The sequence below is a fragment of the Nostoc sp. C052 genome, assembly GCF_013393905.1.
Taxonomy (GTDB): Bacteria; Cyanobacteriota; Cyanobacteriia; order Cyanobacteriales; family Nostocaceae; genus Nostoc.
Genome location: NZ_CP040272.1, coordinates 4,231,810 through 4,248,803, shown reverse-complemented (window position 1 = coordinate 4,248,803; position 16,994 = coordinate 4,231,810). Strand labels below are relative to the sequence as shown.

The 16,994-nt window shown below is 41.1% G+C and carries 18 protein-coding genes; 7 read left to right on the top strand and 11 right to left on the bottom strand.

Going from position 1 to position 16,994, the window contains the following annotated elements:
• Nucleotides 1-20 precede the first annotated feature (20 nt).
• From FD723_RS17260 to FD723_RS17210, 11 genes are all read right to left on the bottom strand, one after another.
• Nucleotides 21-542 carry an SH3 domain-containing protein gene (locus FD723_RS17260; protein WP_179066413.1) on the bottom strand — a complete coding sequence of 174 codons (522 nt, stop codon included), beginning with the start codon at nt 540-542 and terminating at the stop codon, nt 21-23.
• Nucleotides 543-885: 343 nt separating this feature from the next.
• On the bottom strand, nt 886-2,397 hold the full coding sequence (locus tag FD723_RS17255; protein ID WP_179066412.1) for an AAA family ATPase: 1,512 nt from the start codon (nt 2,395-2,397) through the stop codon (nt 886-888).
• Between the two features lie 2 nt (nt 2,398-2,399).
• Nucleotides 2,400-2,540 carry a hypothetical protein gene (locus FD723_RS17250; protein WP_179066411.1) on the bottom strand — a complete coding sequence of 47 codons (141 nt, stop codon included), beginning with the start codon at nt 2,538-2,540 and terminating at the stop codon, nt 2,400-2,402.
• A gap of 5 nt (nt 2,541-2,545) precedes the next feature.
• The gene (locus tag FD723_RS17245; protein WP_256874847.1) at nt 2,546-4,450 is read right to left on the bottom strand and encodes an AAA family ATPase; all 1,905 of its coding nucleotides are present in this window, start codon (nt 4,448-4,450) and stop codon (nt 2,546-2,548) included.
• Nucleotides 4,451-4,692: 242 nt separating this feature from the next.
• A complete protein-coding gene (locus FD723_RS17240; RefSeq protein WP_179066409.1) occupies nt 4,693-5,211 on the bottom strand; it encodes a DUF177 domain-containing protein in 519 nt (172 codons plus the stop codon).
• A gap of 152 nt (nt 5,212-5,363) precedes the next feature.
• On the bottom strand, nt 5,364-5,891 hold the full coding sequence (locus FD723_RS17235; RefSeq protein ID WP_179066408.1) for a R3H domain-containing nucleic acid-binding protein: 528 nt from the start codon (nt 5,889-5,891) through the stop codon (nt 5,364-5,366).
• The gene (gene yidC / locus FD723_RS17230; protein WP_179066407.1) at nt 5,888-7,039 is read right to left on the bottom strand and encodes a membrane protein insertase YidC; all 1,152 of its coding nucleotides are present in this window, start codon (nt 7,037-7,039) and stop codon (nt 5,888-5,890) included. Before yidC ends, FD723_RS17235 begins: the two co-directional genes overlap by 4 nt.
• Before the next feature lie 215 nt (nt 7,040-7,254).
• Nucleotides 7,255-7,647 (bottom strand): PH domain-containing protein, encoded by a 393-nt coding sequence (locus tag FD723_RS17225; RefSeq protein ID WP_179066406.1) that lies wholly within the window; start codon nt 7,645-7,647, stop codon nt 7,255-7,257.
• Nucleotides 7,634-8,056: a ribonuclease P protein component gene (gene rnpA, locus FD723_RS17220; protein WP_179066405.1), complete on the bottom strand. Its 423-nt coding sequence runs from the start codon at nt 8,054-8,056 to the stop codon at nt 7,634-7,636. Before rnpA ends, FD723_RS17225 begins: the two co-directional genes overlap by 14 nt.
• 25 nt (nt 8,057-8,081) lie before the next feature.
• Nucleotides 8,082-8,216 (bottom strand): 50S ribosomal protein L34, encoded by a 135-nt coding sequence (gene rpmH / locus FD723_RS17215; RefSeq protein ID WP_094327629.1) that lies wholly within the window; start codon nt 8,214-8,216, stop codon nt 8,082-8,084.
• Between the two features lie 159 nt (nt 8,217-8,375).
• Nucleotides 8,376-8,888, bottom strand: a complete 513-nt coding sequence (locus FD723_RS17210; protein ID WP_179066404.1) for a DUF2808 domain-containing protein — start codon at nt 8,886-8,888, stop codon at nt 8,376-8,378.
• Between the two features lie 767 nt (nt 8,889-9,655).
• On the opposite strand from FD723_RS17210, the gene FD723_RS17205 reads away from it, so the two are divergent.
• The 7 genes from FD723_RS17205 to FD723_RS17175 all read left to right on the top strand — a co-directional run bounded on the left by FD723_RS17205 (nt 9,656) and on the right by FD723_RS17175 (nt 16,905).
• Nucleotides 9,656-10,828, top strand: a complete 1,173-nt coding sequence (locus FD723_RS17205; protein ID WP_179069182.1) for a Re/Si-specific NAD(P)(+) transhydrogenase subunit alpha — start codon at nt 9,656-9,658, stop codon at nt 10,826-10,828.
• A gap of 119 nt (nt 10,829-10,947) precedes the next feature.
• Complete coding sequence (locus FD723_RS17200) at nt 10,948-11,241, top strand: NAD(P) transhydrogenase subunit alpha (protein WP_179066403.1); 294 nt, start codon at nt 10,948-10,950, stop codon at nt 11,239-11,241.
• Nucleotides 11,238-12,644, top strand: coding sequence for an NAD(P)(+) transhydrogenase (Re/Si-specific) subunit beta (locus FD723_RS17195; protein WP_179066402.1), 1,407 nt, complete (start codon nt 11,238-11,240; stop codon nt 12,642-12,644). Before FD723_RS17200 ends, FD723_RS17195 begins: the two co-directional genes overlap by 4 nt.
• A 255-nt stretch (nt 12,645-12,899) precedes the next feature.
• Nucleotides 12,900-13,631, top strand: coding sequence for a hypothetical protein (locus tag FD723_RS17190; RefSeq protein ID WP_179066401.1), 732 nt, complete (start codon nt 12,900-12,902; stop codon nt 13,629-13,631).
• A 37-nt stretch (nt 13,632-13,668) separates the two neighbouring features.
• Nucleotides 13,669-13,869 carry a hypothetical protein gene (locus tag FD723_RS17185; RefSeq protein WP_179066400.1) on the top strand — a complete coding sequence of 67 codons (201 nt, stop codon included), beginning with the start codon at nt 13,669-13,671 and terminating at the stop codon, nt 13,867-13,869.
• 841 nt (nt 13,870-14,710) lie between these two features.
• Nucleotides 14,711-15,352: a hypothetical protein gene (locus FD723_RS17180; RefSeq protein WP_179066399.1), complete on the top strand. Its 642-nt coding sequence runs from the start codon at nt 14,711-14,713 to the stop codon at nt 15,350-15,352.
• Nucleotides 15,353-15,504: 152 nt separating this feature from the next.
• The gene (locus FD723_RS17175; RefSeq protein WP_256874846.1) at nt 15,505-16,905 is read left to right on the top strand and encodes a hypothetical protein; all 1,401 of its coding nucleotides are present in this window, start codon (nt 15,505-15,507) and stop codon (nt 16,903-16,905) included.
• Nucleotides 16,906-16,994 lie beyond the last annotated feature (89 nt).

The window sequence follows — 16,994 nt, the reverse complement described above, 5'->3', positions numbered from 1 at the left end:
GACACTTGTGATTTTTTAGACTATTGTCCATCAACTTTTCCATCAACTTTTTCAGTATTACCTGCTTTTACCCAACCTTCTTGTTCGCTACCTTCCAAACGGATCTTTTGCCAGGATTTATCGTCGCTTTCTTCCAAAATAATAATTTTTTGATTAAAACCAACCCCACCAATCTTTTCAGCTTCTTGATTTGGTTGCGATCGCAAACTCAAACCTTCAGCCCAACTCACACGTCCTCGGTAAGCTCCTGCTGGCAATGGTTTTGGTGATGAAGTAGCCTTTGGTGATTCTGTGGGAGTAGGGGTTGGAATTGGAGACGATTTAGCCTGAGTTTCAGGTTTAAGGGTAGGTTTACCTCCTCTAGGCTCAGTTGCTTTTGGAGCTTGAGCTTTCACCGAGGGACTATCGTTGGAAAAAATGGGTTTGGCAGGGGGTACACCAGTGCGATTCATGAAGTAGAGTGCAACTGCAACACCGCCACCGATTAACACAGCGATCGCTAAGAAAAACCCCAGTATAAACTTTGTGAAGCCAGACAACATAATTAAAACCTGATTATCAAGAGTTAAGGGTGAAGGAGAGCAATTTATCTGCGTATTTTCCTCCCATTGAGAGGAATGGCGTTAAACTAGGCTCTCAAGGGTTACAGCAAGTAACCCAGCCGATAAGAATCAATAGTCCATAATAATTCATCATTAACTATTGGCTATGGGCTTTTGACTAACTCATTATTGTAGCTATGGCTGAATAGACATCGACCGAATGTAAAAGGGACTGGGGACTGGGGATTAGGTGCCAAACCCTTAAAATTATGATGGGGGCTTTTACGCACCACCATAATTTTAAAAAACTTTTTCCCAATACCCAGTACCGGACTTTCGTCTATCAGGTAGTCCGCCGGAGGCGTTCGCTTAAAGGATTGTGTTTCGATGCTAAACGCGCTCTCCCCGCAGCCGCCCATTCTTGGAGTTGCTGAATTTGCTCTACAGCAGTTCGCGCCAAGGGTATGATCTGACTAGCTGCTTCTAAAATGTCGTCGGTTGCAAAGTCGCGGTTTTGGCTAAATCCAATATGCATCGCTTCAATTAAAGTTTGCTCAATCTCCGCCCCAGAAAAATCGGGTGTTTCATAAGCTAGCCTGTCGATGTCATAACTTTTCAAGTTATGGGGGCGCAGTCGGGATAAATGAACATCATAAATTGCTTTTCTCTCTTCTTGGGTGGGCAATCCCACAAAGAAAATTTCATCAAATCGCCCCTTCCGAAGCATTTCTGGCGGTAGGGCTTGGATGTCGTTGGCGGTGGCGACGACAAACACGGGTGAGGTTTTTTCAGCTAGCCAGTTAATAAAAGTGCCAAACACACGGCTGGCTGTTCCGGCATCACCTTTGCTACCAACTCCGGCAAAGGCTTTATCTATTTCATCAATCCACAAAATACAGGGAGCAAGGGCTTCAGCTACTTGAATCATTTGGCGAGTCCGAGATTCTGATTCACCCACCAAACCACCAAATAATCTGCCTACATCCAAACGTAGTAAGGGTAAATGCCAGTGATGAGCGATCGCTTTTGCTGTTAATGATTTACCTGTTCCCTGAATACCCACCAACATTAAACCACGGGGGTGTGGTAATCCGTACTGTCGCGCTTTATCTGTAAATGAGCCTCCCCGGCGAATCAGCCAGTCTTTCAAGTTATCCAGTCCGCCAATATCAGATATTTGCTCAGTGGCGGGGTAGAAGTCCAGGATTTGGGTTTGGCGGATAGTTTGGCGCTTTTCTTCCAAAACCAGATCCACGTCTTCTGGTTGCAATTCACCGTGAGTTGCGATCGCTTTGGCCAAAACCCGGCGAATTCGTTCCATCGAAAGTCCTTGACAAGAGCGTACTAAGTCATCTAAAACTTTGCCAGAAAGGGAGTTACTAGTACTTTGCAGTAAGCGTTCTACCTCAGTTTTAATTTCTGGGGCGGCGGGTAAGGGAAACTCGACGACTGTCAGCACTTCCGTTAAGTCGTCAGGAATAGCGATGCGCGGCGAAAGTAGGACAATATTTTTTGGTTGCGACTTGAGCAGTCGGGACAGGTTGCGGAGTTTGCGGGCGATCGCAACATCATCTAAAAAGCGATGATAATCTCGGAGAATCAATACCGCAGGTGCGGAAGCTGGTAATTTTTCGATAAATTCTAAAGCTTGCAACGGGTTACGTCGCCCAAACCCAACATCATTGGGGTTTCCCTGATAGCCATCGACAAAATCCCACGTATACACTGGGCGATTACCCTGGTTGGTTGCTTCTTCTCGGATAGCTGCTTCCACCCGCTCCTCCTCGTATGTGGGAATATAAATCAAGGGGTAGCGGGCGCGTAGCAGCAGTTTAAACTCTTCACGGAAGTTCATATTTAGCTGTGGTTATTAGTTCTTCTTTCATTGTTCAGGTTTGTATCACCTATCACAACTAAAAAACCAACATCTACCAGTTCATAGCGGTTGCCAGTGCGATCGCTCTGTTGTGGTGAGCATGATGAGATAATCAGTATCAAAATGACTACTGACTTTTATTTAAGGAATTTCCTAATTCTTCAGCTAGTTCAGACAAGAAATCAGGTTTATTTGCAACTAGCCATTCTGTAAGCTTATAAGAGTGTTTTGTTTTTCTAAATTCAAATTTATTGTCACATAATTCTTGAAATATACTTTCAAGTATCTTTGCACCGTGAATTTTAGATAACCAATTATTATCTGAGACTTCTTCTCTTTTTACACTTTGAAGTAAATAAGATTTTTCATGTTTTATTTTGTCAATATATTCATGAACCTGAGTAATGCTGACAGGTATTTTTAACCATGTAGCTTCTTTATTAATTGTCACCGATATAGCTTCAGAATCAAGTAGATAATTCTCATACATAGGTAGGCGTAAAAATGTCACGCCTCTCTTCTCTAATTCTTGAATCTTTGTTTCTGTTTTACTTTCTCTATCGAATATAAATCCAATGGCTGGCGGAAACAGACTTGCTCCCGTTGTGAGTTTTGTGTAAATATCAAAAACAAGATCAGACCGTTTTCCATCCAAAAGAGCATCAGTGCTATTGACAGATAAAATTTTAATACCCATTAATGTTATTTTTGCAACTTTCTCCAATATCATTGGAAAACATTTCTCCTCAGTTTGTCCTTCCACCCAGAGAATACTATCAGCACCAAAAACATCGGATAACCTAACTCCAAGTTCAGCTAAAATTTCGTTTTGTGACTTTATCTCTTTTGTATTTATTACTGATGCTGTTGTTTCACAATCTTGATATTGAAGCTTGATAATAGTAGATGGATTCGCAGATGCGATAATTTCTGGCGAATGAGTAGCAATAAAATATTGGTGCTGCGGAAATTGTTTAATAGTTTCTATAAGTTTTTTAGCTGCACCTGGATGTAAAAAAGATTGAGGTTCATCAATAATTAACGTTCTATGTTCTTCAGAAGAAACTAGAATATACAAAATGGCTAGTACTTGACTAACTCCACTTCCACAGGATGAAAGAGGAAGTGATAAATCATTTCTGTGAAGATTATCTGTATTCCAAACCAGGATTTCAACATTTATATCATCTCTCATTACAACAGATATCCATTTTATTTCCGGTAAAATATCTGAAACTAATTTATTGAACTGAGCAAACATTCCTGGAATTTTACCCTGCAAGATAAAGAGTACTTCCGCAAGATTAGAAGCGTTTGATTTTAGGTTTGTATCAGTTTTGCTATCATATTTGCAAATCCCAATATTTAGACGTTCAGCCTGAAATCTATAAATACAATTTTGAAATTTATCAAATAATTTATAACCTATACTTTCTTGAACTTTTCCACTATAATTAACGAAAGGTTCTTGTACAATGCCGTCTTCATCGGAATAAGAAGTAGTCTCTTGAATAACTATCTGGTCGTTATCATCATATTTAATTTTGTAAAAAACTTTCTCAAAAGCTTGTTTATATGATTCAAAATTAAGTAATGTTATTAAACTTCTATTCTCTATTTTTAGATTAGGCTGCAAAAATAAACTTGTCTGTATCAAATCATGATTTTCTAAAAAATGTTTAAATTGTCTAACAGCGTATCTCACAGATTCGTCGATAGCGCTCATATATTGGTCATGATACTTATCTGGGTCATCTTCATACTTATCAGCAAAAAAATGATAGTTTTCAGTTGCTGCTCTAGGAATTCCAATAATAGATAATTTTTTTATAAAACTTCGCAATTCTTCTTTATCAATATTCAAAGTAATTTGTATTTTAGATTCTTCTTGTATACTCGAAAGCTTACTTGGTAAGGTCTTTAAACTTCTGTGAGGATGATTTTCAAACTTTAGTGTCAGTAACTCAAGTAAAGAAGTTTTTCCCGCATTATTTCGCCCAACGATAATATTAATATCTGGTGAAAATTCCATTAGTCCAGAGTCGAGATATGACTTATAGTTAAATACTTGCAGCTTCTTAATAAACATTTTGTATCATTTATTGACTTAATTTTATTATTAGCAATTTTATCTATTTTGCCAAGTAAAACCGAAGAAACCCGGTCTCTTAAAGAAGCCGGGTTTCTATGGAAATGTCATAGATTAGCTTAGTAAACTACTCCATAAGTTGTAAGACTTAAAGTGAACAAGTGATACGGCGTAACGCGTCTTAACTATCCCGGAAGTTGCTTTTTCAGTGCTTCCAGAGAAGCCCAACGATGATCAACTGGAGTTTCAGGACTATCAGAACTCTCAGCAGTACTACTTACAGGAATACCTGGACAATTGCGATCGCATAGTTGCCGTTGTGGTACTGCCAAGCACATCTGCTCATACAGCCATTCATTGGGATAAAAATAACCATCGGGCGGTAAGCTTTCCAGCAACTCTTCCATAACTACTTCCCTTTCTAAGGGCAGGTCATTTGCCTGATTTGCAGTTTCGTCTAACCAGATGATTTCTTTCGTATCAAGCCCTAAACGTCGATTGTATTGCTGCAAACAGCGGTTGCAGGTACAAGTAATAATTGTTTCTGCCTGACTAGACACTTGCAAGTAATTACCATGATGCTGCACACGCACGTGGCCGCGAACTGGCGTCAAGGTTTCCAGACCAGGCAGAAATTCATTAACCTGAACTTCCTCTGTCCGCTCCGGGGCTTGAGTTAGCTGCGGAATATAAATTGCGTCCATAGGATTCGTGAGATATCCTCACTAAAATTTATCTTTATTATCAGCAATTATACTGACAATACATCTTTATTTTATCTCTTAAGAACAAGAGAAATTTTGAAATTATATAGTTATGAGTTTTCAATTAACTCCAAACTCATAACTCCTAACTCCTAACTCCTAACTTCTTCTAACGAAGCTGGACGGACAACCAGATGACGATGCGGTTCTTTACCGCGACTGAAGGTTTCCAAATCTCCAAATTCCTTCAAGAAGGTGTGGACTTGGCGACGTTCAGCAGAACTAAGAGATTTGATTTCCACTTCTCTACCAGAAAAGCGCACTTCATCAGCTGCGGCTTCTGCTAATGCGCGAATTTCGGCTTCTCTTTTGACGCGGTAGCCATTCAACTCAATGGTGTAAGAGGCTTGTTCCTCTGGGGGTTGACTGAGGTTTAGAACCGAATTTGCTAGATACTGAATCGCATCTAGCACAGAACCATCAGCACCAATTAATACCTGGATTTGTTCTGAGGTTAAATTAGTTTGGTCAATTGTCAACCAGTAGTTATCTGGTTCCGGGGAATCACCATCTTGAGATTGGGCAGTTTCTAAATGACCCTGAATCTCAGATGGTATTCCAGTGAGTTCTAGCAGTGTTTTTAACCACTGCTGACCTCGCTGCATCGGAATGTTGCTCATGATCCCCCTGTAGCCTTTTTCTTGGCACTTTTTGGTTCAAATGGGAGTGCCTTTTGTTCTGTAACTGCGGCTTCTTTTTCCTGGGTTTCCACGATTTTTTGCAGTTCTTCTGGTAGAGGCTCGCGGGAGAGAAGATAAGTTTGGGCGGTTTGGAATATATTACCAATCACCATATACATCAGCACTCCAGCTGGCAGGGGGAAGAATAAAAACATCCCAGAAAAGATGACGGGAGTGATTTTGTTAACTGTATCCTGCTGCGGATTGCCACCACTGGAATTTTGCCCAGAAAGCATTTGGCTAACATAAAGGCTGATTCCAAAGAAGACGATCATGGCGACTATATCCCAGTGGATTGTACCATCTGGATCTTGTGCGCCAACTCTGCCTAAGGCATCAATGAATAGAAAGCCTTTTTCTGCTGCTAGTCCGGGAATTGTTCCTTGAATGCTAACTTCTCCCGGTTGCAAGGCTTCTACATTACCTTCAGCATCAATTTTTATCTTATCTTCACCTTTGGTAATTTTCCAATCAGGAATCAGCTTATTTTCTGGGTGTTCTGCTAAAAGTACCTGAAATGGTTTACCTTCAACAGTCTGATACTGTATCTTGGTTTGCTCTCCCACCGCCAGTTTGTTTCCGCTGGGAATGATGGCAGCTACTTTAACATGTTCACCATCGGCAACGTAAATATTTTGAGGAGCAGTAGCAAAGGCTTGCGGTTGAATTTGTTCGATTTGTTCTGCGGGAAGGATTTGCAGGTTCACGCTGTAGCTTGCACTTGCAAAAGGTGAACCCCGCAAAGTCGCAAACAGCGCTAATAAAACCGGCATTTGCACTAGTAATGGAAAACAGCCTGCCAAGGGGTTGCCAAATTCTTTTTGGACATTGACCATTTCCTCCTGCTGCTTTTGCGGTTCATCCTTATAGCGCTCTTTGATTTCTGCCATCCGCTTCTGCATCAGAGGTTGTACAATTCGCATCTTCCGCATGTTGCGAATTGAGCCAGCACTCAGGGGATAGAGCGCGAAGCGGACTATCAAGGTCAAAGCAACGATCGCTAATCCGTAGCTAGGCACTATACCATAGAAAAAATCTATGATTGGCAGCATCACGTTGTTCGAGAGAAAGCCGATACCAAAATCCATTATTCTGAATTCAACCTGAGGTACTGTAAACTGAATCTAATTTATCTAAATCATCATTTCTCGGCGACTATCTTTCGCTACGGATAGCCGCACATTTCAAAAAAGGGGAGTAGGGAGTGGTATGAAGTTTTTAGTAATTGAGAAGTTCGGAATTTTAGATTTGAGATGAGTAAATTTTGCATTCACTACTCCCTACTCCCCACTCCCCACTCTCATCACTTGTTGGCAGCGGCGACATATTCGGGATTTTTCGCGGCAATTCTTTCGTTGATGTAGTCATAGACTTCGCGAAAGTTGGGAACTGCACGTAATTCAAGACGACTGCCATTTTTTAGGGTGATGGCCATATCTCCCCAAAAGCCAAGGCCACGGGGGACTTTGACAATTTTGACAATTTCTGAATAAATTACGTCAGTGCGATCGCGCCCTTGCCAACCTCCAATCACAGTAATTCGGCGATCAGTAATGCGAAAACGCAGCCACAATGCCCTGACAATTGCCCCAACTGTTAATGGTATGCCAACAACAGTTAGCCCAATCAGCAGGTTGATAATTAAATCCCCAACGTGGGGACCACCTTCATAATAAACATCTTCACGAATTCCCATCGAACACCTCAGCTTGTGCCAACAACTGCTCTAATTCTTGCAGAAATTGTGGGCTTACGCACTTAGATTCTGCTGCTGTGGGTTTGACAATGACCACTAGCCGCCATCCTGGTGATAATTTTGGTAGTAAATTGTGTAAGGCAGCAGCAATTTGCCGCTTGATTCGGTTGCGAACTACTGCCCTTTTGCTGACTTTTGTGCTAATCGAAATGCCAATTCGCGTGCTGGCAAAATGTGCTGAGTCAGTTGCTTGTGTAGTCTGAGTGGCAGTGTCTAATGCAGGTTTGATTGAATACAGCGGTTTTAAGGCTCTTAATGTTAAATAAGAGCCATGACGCCGAATTCCTTCCCGGAAAACTGCCTGGAAATCCTTTCGGGATTTTAGCCGATTTGCTTTGGGCAAAGCCACAGATGCTCTTTTAGCTTGATATTCCCTAAACGCTCAGGCGGTGACGCCCTTTTCTTCTTCTGGCGCTAATCACGTTTCTGCCGTCTGGTGTCCGCATCCTAGCGCGAAAACCAGAAGTTCTTTTTCTCTTACGGCTAGTACCGCCCAGTGTTCTTTTCATACTCTTCTCCTCTTAGGTGATTTTTATAAAAACTCACAATCTCTGATTGTATCACTTTTTTAGGAAATTGGGAATTGGGGATGGGGCATTGGGCATTGAAAAGAGGCAAAGGGGAAAACTCTTCTCCCTGCTCCCTGCTCCCTTGCCTCTTCCCTGCTCCTAACTGATGCTCAAAATCCATGTTCCCAAATAACGCAGCAGTGGCACATCGCCAGGGGAGAGGACTTGACAATTAAAATAGTAAACTCCGCCGAAAGCTGGGTTTTGTACGTTAGATAAAACTAACTCAACCTTACTACCTGCTGGTACCGGCTCTTCGGGAAAAATATTAATCAGCTTACCTTCTTTGTCCCACTTCACTTCCGAAAGCTTAACGGCTTTGCCTTTGACTCGGACTTCAATGTTTTTCGGGTCAAATGTTCCTTTGTAATAATCGGGGTAGGTAATGGCAAATTGACCAACTGCCAATTTCATTTTTTGGGCTGGAATCCTCAATATGTATCGATCCCAACCATTAGCTTGTCCACCAAAATCTAACCGGAAAGGTAACTGGTTCTCGCCTTTGATGCCGCTAAACAGCGTTAATCCAGGTAAACTTTGTGCCCAAGTCAGGGCTGGTAATCCAGTAACCAAAAAACTAGTCACGGCTAAAGCAGAAAGTAAACGTCGCATAATCGGGCTTCCTCTTACCAAAAGATAAATCTGTTATCTAAAAATAACTGTGTGTTAGTATTCTTTACTAAACTTTACTACTGACTTCCTGACAATGGACGTTTAATTGTAATAAAAAGTGCCATTTTCCCCAAAGTTTGGTTGGTGGTAAAATTACTTAGTATTAGATTCGACGTAGGATATTAAATTTACTTCATTACCCTTGTAAAGTCTTGATTTGATTAGTTTAGTTGGTCTAAATTTGAACTAGATAGAAACACAGTTGGGATTAGATTGTATTTCTAAATATGTATAAGTGTATCTAAATTTGATAATTTTGTTATAAAAATTGAGCCGCGCCATCAGCGATCGCCAGTTAAGTTGAGATAGATTGATTAAAATAAGTTGGAATGAAAGTCGTAATCATTAAAATTTGATTGGGAAATTATCAAGCTTTCAAAATTCGGTCAATATTACTCTATAAGAAAGGAATACCAAAATTTCTCAATCCCGAAAACAAGCTGAAGATAAAGATGCAAAATTTGGGAATCAATTTAGGATGTGCAATACGTAACCCTGTTTGCAACTATCTGAAAATATGACATCTGCAAGCGGCAAAGTCAGGCTTTGCCTAAAGAGCTAAGAGTGGGAGAGGAAAGATTCAAGGTTCAATCTACAAGTAAAATTCATGGCTGATGTTGCTGCCTAAGTACTATGAACGCAAGACACCCATCGTCTGGACAATCGCTTACTTGGCAGGGATTAAGTATTTATCTTCAGGAGATTTCATGAGAATAGCAGTTGCTAAAGAAATTGAAGTTTGTGAACGTCGTGTGGCATTAATTCCTGACACCGTTGCTCGATTGGTAAAACAAGGTTTGGAAGTTTGGGTAGAAGCAGGTGCAGGAGAGCGATCATTTTTCAGCGATCCTGACTATGAAGCAGCAGGAGCCACAATCATCAGCGATACTGCCAAATTATGGGGCGAAACAGATATTCTGCTGAAAGTTAGTCCACCGCAAGAACGAGAAGATGGACGCTCAGAAATTGACTTGTTAAAGGAAGGGGCTGTATTAGTCAGTTTCCTCAATCCGTTAGGGAATCCGGTTGTGGCGCAGCAATTGGCAAATCGGAAAGTCACAGCTTTGAGTATGGAAATGATCCCCCGTACCACCAGAGCGCAAAGTATGGATGCTTTGTCTTCGCAAGCTTCATTAGCAGGTTACAAGGCAGTATTAATTGCGGCAGCTGCATTACCGAAATATTTCCCGATGTTAACCACAGCCGCAGGCACGATCGCACCAGCGAAAGTATTTATTATGGGCGCTGGTGTAGCCGGATTGCAAGCGATCGCCACCGCTAGACGTTTGGGAGCAGTGGTAGAAGCCTTTGATATCCGTCCCGCTGTTAAAGAAGAGGTGCAAAGCTTAGGGGCAAAATTCGTTGAAGTCAAATTAGACGAAGAAACCGTCGCCGCTGGTGGTTACGCCAAGGAAATTTCTGAGGCTAGTAAACAACGTACTCAAGAAGTTGTCGCCGAACACATTAAGAATTCTGATGTGGTTATTACCACCGCCCAAGTACCCGGGAGACAAGCACCACGACTAGTTACAGAAGAAATGGTGGCACAAATGAAAGCCGGTTCAGTGATTGTAGATTTGGCTGCTGAACAGGGTGGTAACTGCGCCTGCACCGAACCTGGCAAAGATATTGTGTGGAATGGCGTAACAATTATCGGCCCCATCAATCTCCCATCATCGATGCCAATTCATGCCAGCCAATTGTATGCCAAGAACGTAACATCGTTGATGCAATTGCTAATTAAAGACAAAGCTTTGCAGGTAGACTTTAGCGACGACATCGTTGATGCAGCTTGCGTTACCCATGCTGGTGAAATTCGCAATCAACGAGTGCGGGATGCACTACAGGCTTTGAATACTCAACAACCGGCAGTTAATTAGGGAGTGAGGAGTAAGAATTTTAGATTTTAGATTTTAGATTGAAATTTAATCCAAAATCCAAAATCCAAAATCCAAAATTGAATCGCCCCATTCCCATTTATACAAGGAGTTTTGATTTCATGACAGAGGCATTACTTGCTGCTTTGTTTGTATTTGTTTTGGCATCTTTTATTGGCTTTGAAGTCATCAACAAAATCCCGCCGACTTTACACACGCCCTTGATGTCAGGCTCAAACGCGATTTCAGGCATTTCGGTACTTGGAGCAATAGTTGCTGCTGGTGCTAGAGAAACGAATGTGTCAGTAATTCTTGGTTTGATTGCTGTGGTATTAGCAACAGTCAACGTTGTAGGTGGTTTTTTAGTGACAGACAGAATGTTGCAAATGTTCAAGAAGAAGGAGATTAAGGCGTGAGCGACTTTTTACCAACTGGCATTCAGCTGACGTACTTAGTCGCTGCATCGTTATTTATTCTGGGCTTGAAAAAGCTGGGATCGCCTGCTACAGCGAGGAATGGTAATCTCGTCGCGGCTGTGGGGATGCTACTAGCGATCGTGGCAACAATGCTCGATCAGCATGTGTTGAACTACGAGATGATATTGTTGGGCTTGGCGATTGGATCGGGAATTGGTGCGATCGTTGCCTACAAAGTCCAAATGACCGAAATGCCCCAAATGGTGGGTTTACTCAACGGTTTGGGTGGTGCGGCTTCGGCATTAGTAGCCGTTGCCGAATTCTGGCGGTTATTAGATAGTTCTCAGCCGATACCCCTAGATGTCAACATTTCCATGCTATTGGACGTGTTAATCGGTGGTGTTACATTCACCGGTAGTTTTCTCGCCTTTGCCAAATTGCAAGGTTTAATTAGCGGTTCCCCGATTACATTTCCATTCCAGCAACCATTTAACCTCTTGCTTCTGGGTGCTTATATAGTAGGTAGTGCCTACTTAATCATCACACCAGATAGTTTACCCATATTCTTGGGAGTGGTTGGCGTTTCATTGGTGCTAGGCGTGATGTTCGTCATCCCCATTGGTGGCGGCGATATGCCAGTAGTAATCTCGCTGTTGAACTCGTTGTCAGGTGTGGCGGCGGCGGCGGCTGGATTTGTGGTGATGAACAATATGTTAATCATCGCTGGTGCTTTGGTGGGAGCCTCCGGCTTAATCCTCACCGAGATTATGTGTAAGGCGATGAACCGCTCCTTATTTAGTGTGCTGTTCAGCGCTTTTGGTACTGGTTCTAGTTCTGGTGGTGGTGCTGCTAGTGGTGGTGCAACCGATCAAAGCGTCCGCAGCATCGATCCTGAAGAAGGGGCGATGATGTTGGGTTATGCCCGTTCTGTGGTAATTGTACCTGGTTATGGTATGGCAGTTGCCCAAGCGCAACATAGCGTCCGGGAATTGTCAGATCAGTTAGAAAAAATGGGCGTTGATGTCAAGTATGCCATTCACCCTGTTGCTGGGAGAATGCCGGGACACATGAATGTGTTGTTGGCGGAGGCAAATGTGCCTTATACGCAGTTGTACGATATGGATGATATTAATCCCCAGTTTGATCAAGCTGATGTGGCTTTAGTAATTGGGGCAAATGATGTGGTAAATCCGGCGGCGCGGAGTGATACAAATAGCCCAATTTATGGTATGCCAATTTTGGAAGTAGATCGGGCGAAGCAGACGATTGTAATTAAGCGCGGGATGAGTACGGGTTTTGCCGGTGTAGATAATGAGTTGTTCTACAAGGATAAAACGACGATGCTTTTTGGTGGCGCTAAGGATATGGTGTCGAAGTTGGTTTCTGAAGTGAAGCAACTTTAAGAGAAACGAACCGCAAAGGGCGCGGAGTAAAGAAAGAATATAGAGAGTTGGCTTGCCTTGGGGGTTTGATGCTTCTGAGGCAAGTTTTTTGTTGGGGAATTACCTCATGCAAAGGCGCAAAGAATAGAAAGTTTATTTATTATAGACTTGATAATTTAGGAAAATTTTCAGTTTGGTTATTTTACTTGACATTCAATGTATACTCAATTACTTTTGACTAACAAATTTTAATTTTCCAAGTAAAATAACAGAGTTATGTTAAGTCAAGATTTTTTTAATGATGAGTTTCTAGAAGAAAGAGTTGATACATTTTATGGATATGGTAATTATAAAGGAAATTATTGGTTTATTGGTATGGAAGAAAGAGGAGAAGATTTTCAAGATATTGAAAAAAGAATAAATATATGGTCAAACAGGGGCAGATGTGAAATAGATGATGTTGCAGAATATCATATAGATATGGGAACATGGGACGAAAACATACAACCAACATGGAATAAATTGATTCGCATTCTCTTAAGTGCTAAAGGAACAGTGAATATTCATATAGAAGATGTCCTTAAATATCAAATAAACGAATTAGCTAGAAAAGATAAAGAGACTTGTTTATTAGAATTATTACCTTTACCCTCACCATCTCTTAAACATTGGATATATGGTGAACATTCTCAGCTTACTTTTTTATCTAATAAAGATACTTATAAAAAATATTGTCTTGAAAAGCGAATAAATCATATTAGTCAAAGAATAAAAGAACATCAACCTAAAGCTGTTGTTTTCTATGGTATAGGATTTAAAGATTATTGGAGAAGAATAACTGAAAAAATAACGGATATTGAGTTTTCACCAACTTCAGAAGGTTTCTTAATTTGTCAAAATACTCAGACTGTGTTTGTTATCGCTAAACATCCTGTAGCTTTTGGCGTAACTAAACAATACTTCCATGACATTGGGAGAGCGATCGCTACTAAAATAGCGGAAAAATAATTATTTGCGTAGTTTGTGGTTCGTTTAAAAAAGGCGATTGCCTGTAAAAACTCCACAGTGCGATCGCTCTCTTCTTCCTCTGTGTTCTCTGCGCCTCTGCGGTTCGTTAAAAAAAGCGATCGCCTACAAAATATCTAGTGTGCGATCGCTCTCTCTTTCCTCTGTGTTCTCTGCGCCTCTGTGGTTCGTTAAAAAGAGCGATCGCACAATGTCAATAAGATTAAAATATTCTCAATAAGTCCAATAATAATCTCATTAATCCTTGCTTACCGACAAAGATTTTCGGGTTGGCGTAGCCCGGCTTAGTAATCGCTTTGAGGCTTGAAAAGTAAATAAAACTGGAAATACTGATTTTTTGTTGCTTCTTAGGGTTGGTTTCGATCAAGAGTAATTTAGATGTGTTTAACCTCTATATCTGGTCTATTTGCCATGAAATTTAATGAAGAGGTGGTGACAATTCCCAGTGTACAACTTTGATAACTGTCCACAATACTGTTGCACGTCTCAAGCTCATGGTAATATTATTTTACTGTCAGGGAGATATTATTTTATACATCAAATTGCAACCATGCTGAAACAGCTAGTTAAATGTGCTGCTTCCAAAGAACAAAAAATTATTCGACCTATCCAGGAAATCAACGAAAGCACCAATCTGCAAGGCATGGAGCTTTTGAGATTTTGCTTATACAAGATACTAAAGAGCTAAACAAAGCCTTTTTAGGAATCATATCAGCCAGCTAAAAAGGCATAAAAAACTTTTGGAATGGCAAAAAATTAGACAAGAGTAAATAGAAAAATTTTGACACAATGTCAACTGTTTTTTGTATATGTAAAAATATCAAAAAGCCCGATTTGTGTTGTCAACGATACATGCGTATTGTGTGTTTTATTTAGATATTGATTATTTTTGTATTTAGTTACCTGTATATAAAAGTTCTATTTGATTGGTGAAAACTTAAGCTACCTCTACCAAATGAGACAAATACTTAAATTCAACAAATGATTTAGGACTGCTAGATCAATCTTGATTTAGTAAAAAATCGATTATTAACAAAGTAACTAAGAGTAACAGGAAAAACATGAATATCATTGTTAGTTTGTTTGGAGCGATCGCTCTCCAAGTATCTTTTTTGGCTGCCATGTCTAGCATGGCAATGGCTGATGACAGACCTCTACGCGTCCGTCTCCGGGAGAATCATGCTGTTTCTCAACCGAAAGCAACACAGAGGATTTGCTCTTTAGATCCGATTGAAGACTTATTGCCTCCACCACAAACTAAGACAAATAACTCTTTACTTTCTTACCTTGCTGAACAGGGTTTTACACAGAATAAAGAGGGTTCTTGGGTCTGCTATGCGAACGATCCTAAAAAAGAAGGGCGTTACTTTACTCTATTTAAGGTTAAACAAGTTGATAACAGGCTTATAGCAAGCTCTTTTTTAGATGAGGGCAGTCTGATTCAGGGGCAGGAAAATCGTAGTTTGGACTTCTTTATGATGCTGATTGAGCATCATACGAATACTACTCAAGAGAACCGTCAAGGTATTCGTAGATATTTAGAAGCCTTCGTTTCTTTAGTAAAGCAAGGGAAGATCAAACCCACACGTCGGGGGTTTCTTTTCGACCAACCAAACCGGGGATTGGTCTTGTATCACACACTCTCACCAGGAAATCTCAAAGGTACAGGAATCACGATCAACATTTATTTACCTAAGAGTTGAATTGGGCAATGGGGAATGAGGGAGCAGGGGAGGTAAGGGAGCAGGGAGCAAGGGAGAAGAGTTTTCCCCTCCGCTCCCCGCACCCCGTGCCTCTTTTCAATTCCCAATCCCCAATCCCCAATTAAATCGTTGTCGTTTAGTGGAGGTGCATCTTGCCTAAATCAATTGTTCAAAGAATTACGATGTCGAAAGCGAGTCGGTTTGCAGCGATCGCATTTTCATCTGTTGCAGTAGTACTTACTACATGTCAATCTGCTTTTGCACAGTTAAATGTTGGCCGCTATGGTATCCAACAAGGACTGGAGTCTGAGTATCTCCAGTACCAACTCAATAACCAGAATTTGAACCAGATGCGAGTCATTCCTGCATGTGATGTGGGATTTGGTCTGACCTGCAATAAAACAGGATCGGTAATCCAACAATTAGTGGAGTTAAATAACGGAACTAGTTATCAAAACCTCCTGATGCGAGCAGCTGGTGGTGAGAAAAACTTTCAGAATTTCGCTAGCTTTTACGGCAATAATCCTAATCTCTCTGCGGTGCCTTACGCCTCATTTTGGAGAAATGCATCTCCCACAATCATGGATGGATCTCAATACCTTCTTGGACAACCTTTTGGTCGCAATCCAGTAGAAGGACTCGGACTTGTAACTAAGCAGTTCTACTGGGCACCGTACTCAGGAGTCGATAACTCAGTTAGCCTCCGTAGTGGGTTACTAGACCTAAAATTGTCATACGGACGACTGCTGTTTGAAGAGGCCTCGAAAATTCCCAACATTAATGAGCAGATTCAATCTCTAGGTCTATCGCCAGAGATGACAAATTTTTATTTAAATAAAATCTCTACAGGCTTGGAGGCGTTGAGTTCTGGAGATCAGAATCAACTCCAACAGAAGATTTTTGAAGTACTATCCTTTCCATACTCCGAAGACGGTGGGGAACTCGGACGTCCCAATAACGGGATTCCACAAGAATTTAATCAGATATTAGGAGAAGATATCGCCGGAGATACTTTATTAAGTGACAATCCAGCACCCTTGGATGGAGAAACAATTGCTTTCGATGCTTTCCCTGGTTCTGAGGGAGATGTTTTGACACCCGACAATTCTGATTCATTTCCACTCGGGCCAATAATCGGAGTTGCAGGTCTTGGTTTAATTCTGCTTCTACTACTGAGTGGTAATAGTTCTTCAGCTAAATCATCAGTTTCTCCAGCAAATACACCTTCTCCAGCAAATACACCTTCTCCAACAAATACACCTTCTCCAACAAATACACCTTCTCCAACAAATACACCTTCTCCAACAAATACACCTTCTCCAGCAAATACACCTTTGTCTCTCACCAACAAAGGTGAATGCGATCTGACTCCTAGTGGTAATGGTTCCGCTCACACACAGATCATGGAGATTCCGTGTAATGTTACTCCTAAACCCCCTACGGAAGTGAGGAAGGTAGTGGAGCCATCGATGATGAAAGCGCTTATATTGTTAATTGTTCTACTATGTATAGTGCGTTATAAACAGCACTCTTTAACAAGTCGTAATTCGTAATTATGTTACGGCGATTTAGAATCTATCTAAAACAAAGCTACCTCCATAGGTAGCTTTGTATAGATGTCTATAAGCGAATGGTACTAAAT